Origin of the sequence: Xanthomonas sp. MUS 060 (assembly GCF_000963215.1) — a bacterium.
In the GTDB taxonomy this organism is placed as follows: domain Bacteria; phylum Pseudomonadota; class Gammaproteobacteria; order Xanthomonadales; family Xanthomonadaceae; genus Xanthomonas_A.
Map to the genome: position 1 here is coordinate 117,134 of NZ_JZIM01000008.1, position 9,558 is coordinate 126,691.

Sequence of the window (9,558 nt, forward strand, 5' to 3'; positions counted from 1 at the left end):
GCTCATTGTCCCTTGACGCCCTGGCCGGCTATTGTGTTCTTTATATTTCAAATGCATGCCCCGCATGAGCCAGATTCAGCCTCCTTCCTTCATTCCTCTGCCATTGCCCGAGGGGGAGCCGCAACGATTGCGTGCGTTGGCCGAACTGGAGATGTTGGATACGCCGCCTGAGTCGGTTTTCAACGATCTGATATGGCTTGCCAGTCAACTGTGCGAGGTCCCTATTGCGATTGTGTCGCTGATCGACGAGCGGCGCCAATGGTTCAAGGCGAGCTGTGGGCTTGACGTGATCGAGACTCCGCGCGAGCTGGCGTTCTGCGCTTACGCGCTGTTGTCGCCGCAATTGATGGAGGTCCCCGATGCACTGCTGGATCCGCGCTTTGCCGACAATGCGCTGGTGTTGGGTTCACCGCACATCCGTTTCTATGCCGGCATGCCTTTGCTGGGAAGTGGCGGCTACATCTACGGCAGCTTGTGCGTGATCGACACCAAGCCGCGGCAGTTGAGCGAGCGTCAGCGCGAAGGACTGCAACGCTTAGCCAAGCAGGTCACTGCACAACTGGAAACGCGCCGTGATGGCCGTATCGCCCAGACCCAGGCGCAGACCCTGTCGTTGCTGCTGGAGACTATGCCCGATGCGGTGGTGTCGTGCACCGCCGACGGCACTCTGGGCCAGTTCAACCACATTGCGCGGCAATGGCATAGCGCCGATCCTCGCGCGCTACCGCCGGCGCAATGGCCGGAGTACTTCAACCTGTTCGACGCCGATGGCGAACGCCTGCTCGAAATGGAACAGGTACCGCTGGTGCGCGCCTGGCGTGGCGAATCGATACGCGACGTGGAGATTGTGATCGCCGCCAAGGGGCAGCAGAAGCGGAGCGTGCTGTGCAATGCAGAGCGTCTGTATGCACCCGATGGGCACCTTCTCGGCGCGGTGTGCGTGATGCGCGATATCACCGCTGAACGTGAGGCCACGCGTGCGGCGCTGCTTGCTGGGCAACGCTTCTCCGGTGCGTTTTCGGCAGCAGCTCATGGCATGGCGCTGGTGTCGTTGGAAGGACGCTGGCTAGAGGTCAACGACGCCTTGTGCGCGATGCTCGGTTACACTCGCGAGCAGATGCTGGATATGGATTTCAAGCACATTACGCACCCGGAGGACATTACCAGGGACGGAATGTTGCTGGAGGAGTTGGTTGCCGGCGAGCGTAACGATTACCACTTGGACAAGCGCTACCTGTGTCGTGATGGCCGCACCTTGTGGGGGCATCTTGCGGTATCGCTGGTGCGCGACGAACACCAACGTCCGGTGCATTTCGTCTCGCAAATTCAGGATGTCACCGAGCGGCAATTGGCCGAGCAGCGTCTGCGCCACAGCGAATCGCAGTTACGCACAATTGCCGATAATGCGCCGGCACTGATCGCCTACGTCGACCGTGACCTGCGCTTTCAGTTCGTCAACAAGCCCTATGCCGATTGGTTCGCGCTGCTGCCGACACAGATCGTAGGCCGTCATCTGCGCGAGGTGCTGGATACGGTGCAGTTCGAACTGCTTGCCCCGCACATGTTGCCGGCGCTGGATGGGCAGCCGGCGCAGTTCGACGCCGAGCTCAACGATGCGGCCGGCGAGGCGCGGATCATGCATTTCAGCTTAGTGCCGGACGATGCCTTGGCACCGCAACGTGCCGGTTTCCACATGATGGTCAGCGACATCACCGGACAGACCCGGTCTGCGCGAATGATGGAAGCGCGTGCGCTGCACGACGAGCTGACCGGGCTGCCCAACCGCATGGCCTGGAATCAGGCTCTGCGTCAAATGCTCAATCAGTCTGGGCGTCGCAGCGATGCCCACGCTGCGTTGATGTTCCTGGATATGAACGATTTCAAGGGCATCAATGATCGTTACGGCCACCATGTCGGTGACGCGGTGCTGGTGCATTTCGCCCGCCTGCTCAAGACGTGCCTACGCGAGAAAGACTTCATCGCGCGGCTGGGCGGTGACGAATTCGTGGTCTTGTTCGACATTCTCGAGGATCCGCAGCACGAAGCGATCGCGGCGGCGGAGCGGGTCCTGGCTGTCGCCGCCGAGGGCTGTCTGGTCGAGGGCCAGCGGCTGCCGTTGCAGCCGAGCATCGGCATTGCCGTGCAGACTGGCCCCAGCTTTGACCCGACATTGCTCACGCAGCGCGCGGACGAGGCAATGTATGCGGCCAAACGCGACCCGAACCGTCGCGTGCAGATCGCGACGCTCTGAGCGCGGTACTGGCGCGCCCATGTACCGGGCGTTGCCGTGTTCAGCCAGTGGGGCGTTGTAGCCAGGCGACGGCGCCACGACCGGCGCGCACCCCGCTGGCGAAGCAGGCGGTGAGCAGGTAGCCCCCGGTCGGCGCTTCCCAGTCGAGCATTTCGCCCGCGCAGAAGGTGCCTGGCCGGGCGTGCAGCATCAGGTGTGGGTCCAGCGCTTCCAGGCGCACGCCGCCGGCGCTGCTGATCGCCTCGGCCAGTGGCCGCGGCCGTAACAGGGTCAGCGGCAGGCGCTTGAGTGTGGCAGCGGCCTGGGCCGGATCCTGGCCGGCCTGCTTGCCCAGCACTTCGAACAGCAGAGCGGCTTTGACCCCATCGATTCCAGCCTGCCGGCGCAGGTGTTCGCCGAAGCTGCGCCCACCGCGCGGTTTGCAAAGTTCGTCCTGCAGACGTTGCAGGGCGCGGCCTGGCACCAGATCCAGCCATAATGTGGTCGGCCCATGCGTGGTGATCGTCTCACGCAGTTGCGCCGACAGCGCGTAGATCAGGCTGCCTTCGATACCGGAGTCGCTGACCACACATTCGCCTTGTAGCGATTGCGCACGGCCATCGGTGTCGTGCCAGTGCACGCGCACCGGCTTCAGCGGCGCGCCGGCATGACGTTCGCGGAAATGCGCACTCCAGGCCACATCGAAGCCACAGTTGGCCGGCTGCAGCGGTGCCAGGGCCACACCGTGTGCGCGAAGTGTGTCCTGCCAGGCGCCATCGGAACCGAGCTGCGGCCAACTGCCGCCGCCCAAGGCCAGCACGCAGGCGTTGGCTTGGACCAGGGAGTCGCCGTCGGCGCTGGAAAAGCGCAACGCGCCATCGGCGTTCCAACCATCCCAGTGGTGTTGGACGTGGAAGCGGACCCCTGTGTCCTTCAGTCGGCGCACCCATCCGCGCAGCAGCGGTGCCGCTTTGCGGTCCAGTGGGAACACCCGCCCGGAGCTGCCGACATAGGTTTCCACGCCTTGCGCCTGCGCCCAGGCACGAAGTGCCTGCGCATCGAAATCGGCCAGCCAGTCGCCGACGGCGGTGGCGCGTTCGCGGTAACGCGAGACGAAGTCGGTAAATGGATCAGAGTGGGTGAGGTTGAGTCCGCCCTTGCCAGCGATCAGGAACTTGCGCCCGACCGAGCCCTTGGCTTCGTACAGATCAACCTCGGCGCCGGCCGCGCGCGCGGTTTCGGCGGCGATCAGCCCTGCTGGGCCGCCGCCGACGATGGCGATACGACCGTGCACGCGGGCGCCGGGCTTGCTGACGGACATCGCGGCAACCGGCTCAATGCGGCGTGATGTCGAGCAGTTCGACGTCGAACACCAGCGAGGCGCCAGGCGGGATCACGCCGCCTGCGCCGTTGTCGCCGTAGCCGTACTCCGGTGGCAGCAGCAATCGGCGCTTACCGCCCACGCGCATCCCCGTCACACCCTCGTCCCAGCCACGGATCACCTGACCGGCGCCGAGCAGGAAGGAAAAGGGTTGACCATGGTCGGCGGAGGCGTCGAATTTCATGCCTTGCTTGTCCTTGGCGTGTTCGTCGTACAGCCAGCCGGTGTAATGCACGGTCACTCGATTGCCAGAGTGCGCCTGCGCACCGTTGCCGACGCGCTCGTCGAGTGCCTGGAAGCTGGCGATCCGGCCTCCTGGCGGCGGGCCTGGCGGGGTGCAGCCGCCCGACAGCCAGGCTGGCAACGACAGACTCAACAACAGCAGGACACGGCGCATGAGCAACATCCACGGCGGACAGGGCGTGCAAGGGTAGCGCATCGCCGCAGCGGCTATCATCGGCGCATGGCCAAACTATTGCTCAACCTGCGCGACGTGCCAGAGGACGAACACACCGAGGTGTGCGCGCTACTCGATGCTGCGTGCATCGATTACTACCAAACCCGAGCCGGCACGTTTGGCATCTCCGCTGGCGGCATCTGGCTGCGCGAGGATGCCGACCAAGCGCGTGCCAAGGCGCTATTGGCCGATTACCAGACACAGCGTGGGGCGCGTGCCCGTGCCGAGCGCGCGGCGGCGTTGCGTGATGGCAGCGCCGAGACCTTCGCCAGTTTGTTGCGACGGCGTCCACTGTTCGTGTTGGGCACCTTGCTCGGCATGCTGCTGGTCGCCTCGCTGGTGCTGTTGCCATTCGTGCTACTGCGCGGCTAGAGCTGCAGTTGCGAGGCTAAAATACGCAGATGATCGCCAATACCGCTGCCTATCACTTCGTCGTTGTCGACGATCCGGATGCGCTTGCCGCGCAATTGCACACATCGGCCGAACAGGGCGGATTGCGCGGTACCATCCTGGTGGCGGGGGAGGGCATCAATCTATTCCTGGCCGGAGCGACAGCGGCCATCGACACCTTTTACGCGCAGTTGCGGGCAGATCCGCGCTTCGTCGATCTGCGGGTCAAGACCAGCGTCAGCGCGCAGCAACCGTTCGCACGGCTGAAAGCCAAGGTCAAACCTGAAATTATCAGTTTCCGTCGCGACGCCGCCTCGCCATTGGCCGGCGCACGCGCGCCTGCGGTGGCGCCGCTCACGTTGCAGCGTTGGCTGCGCCAGGGCCATGACGACAGCGGTCGGCGCGTGGTTTTGCTGGACACGCGTAATGCGCAGGAAGTTGAACATGGCACCTTCGCTGGTGCGCTGACCTTGCCGATCGTCAAGTTCACCGAGCTGCCCGAGGCGTTGGCACCGCATCGCACGGCACTGGCCGACGCCACCGTGGTCAGCTTCTGCACGGGCGGGATTCGCTGCGAGAAAGCGGCCTTGTGGATGCGCGCCGATGGCATGGAGAACGTGCTGCAACTGGATGGCGGCATTCTCGGTTACTTCGAGGAAGTGGGCGGCGAGGGGTACGAGGGCCGCTGCTTCGTCTTTGATGATCGCGTGGCGCTGGATCCGCACCTGCAGCCGTTGGTACCGTAGATGCCTGCGTCGGCATCAGGCGTGCGTTGCAGATCCAGTCGCCGCTGGTGCTGATTTTTCCGCGCGCGTTTTCGCATGTGCGCTGCGGTTGAAGCTGGGTTTGGAGACAGCAGTCGATATCTGAGATGCCTCCAGCGCGCTGTCAAATCTGATTGGCGCTGGCTGACGCGAGTGGTCGTGACAGACCGCCGTCATGGCCTGGACGCAAGCATGTCTGTGTCAGCCTGTTGCGCTCAGGCGTACTGCATCTTCCGGGTCATGCCACCGTCCGCCACGATGTCCTGACCGGTAATGAAGCTTGCCTGTTCCGAGAGTAAATACACCGCCAGTGCGCCGATGTCCTGCGGCGTGCCCACGCGGCCAGCCGGGTGTTGGGCGTGATCCTGCCGCGACAGGATTGGTTTACGTCGCGTGCTCGGCTTGCGCCATGCGTCTGTGGCGATCCAGCCTGGGCTGATGCAGTTGACCCGCACCGCAGGTCCAGCACTGATCGCCAGCGCATGGGTGAATGCCACCAGCCCACCCTTGGCTGCGGCGTAGGCCTCGCTGTCCGCTTCCGACTGGTGTGCGCGGGTCGATGCGATATTGACGATCGCCGCGCCGCTGCGGCTGGCCTTCAGGGCGGGCAGCGCGTGTTTGCTGCACAGGAACGCGCCGCCCAGGTTCGTGGCCAGGCGCCGTTGCCACTCGCGCAACGATAGGCGTTCAATCGGTCCTGTGTATGGATCGGCGATACCGGCATTGTTGACCAAGCCGTCGATGTGTCCGAATCGTGCTAGCGCGGTGTCGATGAAACGGCGCACGCTCGTCTCGGCGGTCACATCCAGGCGCCGGAATAGCATCCGGTCTGCTGCATCCAGTTCGGCCAGACAGGCACGCCCGGCTTCGATATCGAGATCGCCGATTGCGACATAGCCGCCGGCGTCCAGCACCGCATGCGCCACACCGCGGCCAATACCTTGGGCGCCGCCGCTGATCAATACCACACGATCACGCAACGGCAACAGGGAAACGCTAGAGGACGGCGGTACAAGGGACATGGTGGCACTCGGGCAGGGTGGGGGCACAGCGTGTCGGGGATGCGGTGCGGCAGGCGTCGCCGCTGATGACCGATAGCGATGCCAGCGTACATCCGCGTTCGGGTTGTTGTTGCTGCAACATTGCCGTGACGAGTGGCTGCTGTTGATTGCCAACAGCTACGACGACATCGCACAGTTATGTACGTCTTACATTCTCGCCGATGTCGTGAGCGAGGCCAGCGCTGCGGCATGAATTCTGGAAGTGTTTGCGCAATTGCATGCGCAGAAAGCAGGTGCCGCTCCGGCAGTCGGGTCTATTGTGTCGATGTGCATCACAGGATCGAAACGTCTTCACGGCTAGTTGATTTTGTCGGGTGTGTCATCTGCTAGCACCGTGTTCCACTGCGGCTATCGGTCGCAGTGATGCGGCTTCGGTCAATCAGGTTCTATAGGTGATGACGACATGAGCGAACAACATGCTGCGCCTTCTGTGCACGACTGTGGGCTGGAAGCCGCCTTGCAGCAGATGTCGATCTATCTGGAGCGTTTGCGCGGTCATGTTTCAGATGACCGTGACATGCACACCAGCGTGCCGCGCGTGAGTCACATGTTCGTCAGCGAATCGGACCTGCGTCTTCTGCAGGGGTGAGGAAGGGGCTGTCGGCGTTGCAGCGTGGCGTTGGCTAATGCAGCGTTTGCCTCCACGCGTGGTACATCCACAGCCCTGAAGGCACAAGCCTGTGCCTGGCTACGCACTACCGCGCCGCTTTCCTAGACACAGCGGCCTTTGCTTGCGTTTGCGAATGCCATTCACGCGGTGATGTCATCGCTGTTCTCGTCCTGCAGCTTGCGCAACAGCAGCTTGTCCACGCGTGCGCCGTCCAGGTCTACGATCTCGATTCGCCAGCCGGCCCAGTCGAAGAACTCGCCGGTATGCGGGATGCGTCCGAAGTAGTAGATGCACAAGCCCGCCAGCGTGTTGTAGTCGTTCTCCTCGGCGCTGGGCAATTCCGCGCCACCCAGCAACTCGCGCAGGTCCTCGATTGCCAGCGAACCGTCGATCAGCAGCGAGCCGTCGTCACGGGTCACGACCAATGCGTCTTCGTCGGCGTTGTCCACCGATTGCAGACGGCCGACCACCGCGCCCATCAGGTCGCTGACCGTGACCAGTCCCTGGATCTCGCCGTACTCGTCCACCACCAGCGCCATGGACTGCTGTTCCTCGCGGAAAATCTCCAGCAGCTTCATCGCATGGGTGGATTCGGACACGAACAGCGTGTCGCGCAGGCTTTGGAACAACTGCTCACCACCGTTGCCCATGCGAGTCACCAGTGACTTCACTTCCAGCACGCCGGCGATGTCCTGATCGTTGCCGCGGTACACGGGGTAGCGCGAGAATTCATGTTCGTGCATCACCTGCAAGTTGCGTTGCGGCTCGGCGTTGGCATCCAGCCAGGCGATACGATTGCGCGGGGTCATCAGGCTGTCCGCGGTGCGGTCGCCCAGCCGCATGACCCGGTTCATCATGTTGCGTTCGTGCGCGTCGATCACGCCAGCCTCATGGCTTTCGGCGACCAGCATGCGGATTTCTTCTTCGGTCACCGATGCCGATTCGTCCTTGCCCAGACCGAACAGGCGCAGCACCAGTCGGGTGGAGCGCGACAGCAGCCAAACGCCGGGGGCGGCGATTCGTGCCAGCCAACCCATCGGGATCGCGACGATGCTGGCGATGGTTTCCGAACGCGTCAGTGCCAGACGTTTGGGGACGAGTTCACCGAAGATCAGCGTCAGGAAGGTGATCAGGACGATTGCCAGCGTTTTGCCGATCACGGCCGAATACGGCTGCGGTTGCCCGATCAGGGTAAAGTTCGCGGCCAACGTCGGGAACAGCGCTTGCAACCGGGTCGCAATCGCTGCGCCGATGGCCTCGCCGCCGAACACGCCGGTCAGGATACCGATGGCGGTGATGCCGATCTGCACCGTGGAGAGGAAGTTCTCTGGATTCTCGGCCAGCGCCAATGCCTTGGCGGCGCGCGAACTAGACTGCGCCATCTGCTTCAGCCGGCTCTTGCGCGACGTCATCAGTGACATCTCCGACATCGCGAAGAAGCCATTCAGCAGCACCAGGGCCGCCACGATCAACAGTTCAAGCATGCGCACGCTCCCTGGCGGCGAGGGACGCGGGGACATGGGCGCCTTGGCGGCGCAGCGAAGGGGGATGAGATGCGTCTTCCATAGCATGCACCCGGCGAGGGGTGGCGTCACATGGTAACAAACCATCGCGGCAGCTGTGTTCCCTCGGAGGTCGGTCCTGCTGGATTGCGATGCTCGGCGATGATTGGCAAATATGATCGCCGGCGGCATGCCAGGAAATAACGCCGGCCTCAGGCTTGTGACAGTCCTCGCCAATCCTTACACTGTGACAGTCAGCGTTTGACGTTCTCCCCGGGGGTGCACTGGTTTCGACGGGGGTTGCAAAATCGCTTGGCGCATGCCGAGGGGGCAGCTTTCCTCGTAAATCCAGCCGCAAACTTATAGTTGCCAACGACGACAACTACGCTCTGGCCGCTTAAGGCCTAGCCCCGAAATCGCTTGTGTCCGTGCTCGCGACGTAGGGTCATTATCACGGAATCGTCGGTGGTGGCTGCCTGTCAGCCACTGGCTAAATCAAGCAGGCTGGTCCCGGGATGCGCTTCGCACATCGTGCTGTTCCGGGACGAGATGCAACGATGAGCTAAGCATGTAGTGCCGGGGATGGAGTGCCTTCGGACGGCGGTTCGATTCCGCCCACCTCCACCATTCATCCAGAACCCAACCGCTCTCGGTTGGGTTTTTTTATGCCCGGAACCCCAATGTTGGCGGGGCTTCCGGCATTGGCCTCTTGAGCATGCGCCTGCCGCAGGTGCCTTTTCCAGCGCTCATCCCGCCGTTTTTCTCTCTCCGTTCTCTGCTGACCTCTTGAACATACAAGAGGCAGAGTCGTGTGTTGACGCGGGTTTACGAGCCATCGGTTTGCTTCTTCGCATGCTCTAGCAGAGGCGACTCTCTCCGTTCTCTGCTGACCTCTTGAACATACAAGAGGCAGAGTCGTGTGTTGACGCGGGTTTACGAGCCATCGGTTTGCTTCTTCGCATGCTCTAGCAGAGGCGACCGACCGAGAATGCGATGCGCTGGTACAAAAACCGTCCCTTGTTGAAGGGTGAAAAATCATGAATTTCGCTGACCTGCGCCAGATCAGATCTGGCATATCGGTGAGCGCTGACCAGTGGGCGTCAAGGCATATGCGCTGAGCGCATCGTGCAGATCAAGGTTCGTGCAGATCAAGGTTCGTTATT

9 protein-coding genes and 1 other RNA gene are annotated in these 9,558 nt (G+C 62.7%); 6 read left to right on the plus strand and 4 right to left on the minus strand.

Annotation, left to right across the window (positions count from 1 at the left end; translation table 11 throughout):
* Positions 1–64: 64 nt before the first annotated feature.
* The gene (locus XANALMUS060_RS10150; RefSeq protein ID WP_045738285.1) at positions 65–2,251 is read left to right on the plus strand and encodes a diguanylate cyclase; all 2,187 of its coding nucleotides are present in this window, start codon (positions 65–67) and stop codon (positions 2,249–2,251) included.
* Between the two features lie 40 nt (positions 2,252–2,291).
* Here the strand turns inward: XANALMUS060_RS10150 and XANALMUS060_RS10155 are convergent, their stop codons facing one another.
* Together XANALMUS060_RS10155 and XANALMUS060_RS10160 are read right to left on the minus strand one after the other, a co-directional pair.
* Positions 2,292–3,551 carry a TIGR03862 family flavoprotein gene (locus tag XANALMUS060_RS10155; protein ID WP_045738286.1) on the minus strand — a complete coding sequence of 420 codons (1,260 nt, stop codon included), beginning with the start codon at positions 3,549–3,551 and terminating at the stop codon, positions 2,292–2,294.
* A 13-nt stretch (positions 3,552–3,564) separates the two neighbouring features.
* The gene (locus tag XANALMUS060_RS10160; RefSeq protein WP_045729048.1) at positions 3,565–4,008 is read right to left on the minus strand and encodes an FKBP-type peptidyl-prolyl cis-trans isomerase; all 444 of its coding nucleotides are present in this window, start codon (positions 4,006–4,008) and stop codon (positions 3,565–3,567) included.
* 66 nt (positions 4,009–4,074) lie between these two features.
* On the opposite strand from XANALMUS060_RS10160, the gene XANALMUS060_RS10165 reads away from it, so the two are divergent.
* Together XANALMUS060_RS10165 and XANALMUS060_RS10170 are read left to right on the plus strand one after the other, a co-directional pair.
* Positions 4,075–4,440, plus strand: coding sequence for a DUF6164 family protein (locus XANALMUS060_RS10165; RefSeq protein ID WP_045727635.1), 366 nt, complete (start codon positions 4,075–4,077; stop codon positions 4,438–4,440).
* Positions 4,441–4,469: 29 nt separating this feature from the next.
* On the plus strand, positions 4,470–5,204 hold the full coding sequence (locus tag XANALMUS060_RS10170) for a sulfurtransferase (RefSeq protein WP_045738287.1): 735 nt from the start codon (positions 4,470–4,472) through the stop codon (positions 5,202–5,204).
* A gap of 233 nt (positions 5,205–5,437) precedes the next feature.
* On the opposite strand, the gene XANALMUS060_RS10175 is transcribed toward XANALMUS060_RS10170, so the two are convergent.
* Complete coding sequence (locus tag XANALMUS060_RS10175) at positions 5,438–6,244, minus strand: SDR family oxidoreductase (RefSeq protein WP_045738288.1); 807 nt, start codon at positions 6,242–6,244, stop codon at positions 5,438–5,440.
* 109 nt (positions 6,245–6,353) lie between these two features.
* Between XANALMUS060_RS10175 and XANALMUS060_RS22660 the strand changes: the two genes are divergently transcribed.
* Positions 6,354–6,476 carry a hypothetical protein gene (locus tag XANALMUS060_RS22660; RefSeq protein WP_255352367.1) on the plus strand — a complete coding sequence of 41 codons (123 nt, stop codon included), beginning with the start codon at positions 6,354–6,356 and terminating at the stop codon, positions 6,474–6,476.
* Positions 6,477–6,686: 210 nt separating this feature from the next.
* On the plus strand, positions 6,687–6,872 hold the full coding sequence (locus tag XANALMUS060_RS10180; protein ID WP_045738289.1) for a hypothetical protein: 186 nt from the start codon (positions 6,687–6,689) through the stop codon (positions 6,870–6,872).
* Positions 6,873–7,033: 161 nt separating this feature from the next.
* Here the strand turns inward: XANALMUS060_RS10180 and XANALMUS060_RS10185 are convergent, their stop codons facing one another.
* Positions 7,034–8,377 (minus strand): hemolysin family protein, encoded by a 1,344-nt coding sequence (locus tag XANALMUS060_RS10185; RefSeq protein WP_045738290.1) that lies wholly within the window; start codon positions 8,375–8,377, stop codon positions 7,034–7,036.
* A 293-nt stretch (positions 8,378–8,670) separates the two neighbouring features.
* Here XANALMUS060_RS10185 and ssrA point away from each other — a divergent pair.
* Positions 8,671–9,022, plus strand: a transfer-messenger RNA (tmRNA) gene (gene ssrA / locus XANALMUS060_RS18575).
* Positions 9,023–9,558: the final 536 nt, after the last annotated feature.

What these genes read in the sequence shown, in the direction of transcription:
- XANALMUS060_RS10150 (WP_045738285.1), top strand. Translation starts at nt 65, where the DNA reads ATGAGCCAGATTCAGCCTCCTTCCTTCATTCCTCTGCCATTGCCCGAG.
- XANALMUS060_RS10155 (WP_045738286.1), bottom strand. Translation starts at nt 3,551, where the DNA reads ATGTCCGTCAGCAAGCCCGGCGCCCGCGTGCACGGTCGTATCGCCATC.
- XANALMUS060_RS10160 (WP_045729048.1), bottom strand. Translation starts at nt 4,008, where the DNA reads ATGCGCCGTGTCCTGCTGTTGTTGAGTCTGTCGTTGCCAGCCTGGCTG.
- XANALMUS060_RS10165 (WP_045727635.1), top strand. Translation starts at nt 4,075, where the DNA reads ATGGCCAAACTATTGCTCAACCTGCGCGACGTGCCAGAGGACGAACAC.
- XANALMUS060_RS10170 (WP_045738287.1), top strand. Translation starts at nt 4,470, where the DNA reads ATGATCGCCAATACCGCTGCCTATCACTTCGTCGTTGTCGACGATCCG.
- XANALMUS060_RS10175 (WP_045738288.1), bottom strand. Translation starts at nt 6,244, where the DNA reads ATGTCCCTTGTACCGCCGTCCTCTAGCGTTTCCCTGTTGCCGTTGCGT.
- XANALMUS060_RS10180 (WP_045738289.1), top strand. Translation starts at nt 6,687, where the DNA reads ATGAGCGAACAACATGCTGCGCCTTCTGTGCACGACTGTGGGCTGGAA.
- XANALMUS060_RS10185 (WP_045738290.1), bottom strand. Translation starts at nt 8,377, where the DNA reads ATGCTTGAACTGTTGATCGTGGCGGCCCTGGTGCTGCTGAATGGCTTC.